General features: G+C 47.3%; 1 protein-coding gene. It reads right to left on the bottom strand.

The annotated features are described in order from the left end of the window. Positions 1–522 (bottom strand): sigma-54 factor interaction domain-containing protein (locus R7Z47_RS26790; protein WP_318131017.1); only part of this gene is annotated, 522 nt, incomplete at both ends.

Raw genomic sequence — 522 nt, forward strand, 5'->3', positions numbered from 1 at the left:
CTGTCGGCATCACTCAACGGTCGACTGTCTGGATTTGTTTGCAATGCAAAGTGCTCAAACAGAATCAACGCGTCTTCTTCTCGCTCCCTAAGCGGCGGTAAGTAGATCTGTGCAACATTAAGTCGGTAATACAAATCTTCGCGGAACTCTTCATGATCGTTGAGATCTTCTTTCGCGGCAGCGATCACTCGCAAATCCACATTGATCTGCTGGTTACCACCAACTCGCTCGACAGTATGTTCTTGCAATGAGCGCAGCACTTTCACTTGCATTGAAAGCGGCATACTCTCGATTTCATCAAAAAACAGCGTGCCTTTATCGGCGTATTCGAGTTTGCCAATCCGTCGTTTACTTGCTCCGGTAAAAGCGCCGGGCTCGTGACCAAACAGCTCACTTTCGAACAGATTTTCGGGAATCGCGCCACAGTTTATCGGTACGAAACGATGTAATTTTCGTTGGCTTTCTTTATGCAGGCTGGTAGCCACCAGCTCTTTACCACAGCCTGTTTCACCATAAATAATG

Origin of the sequence: Vibrio sp. 1641 (assembly GCF_033339995.1) — a bacterium.
GTDB lineage: Bacteria > Pseudomonadota > Gammaproteobacteria > Enterobacterales > Vibrionaceae > Vibrio > Vibrio alginolyticus.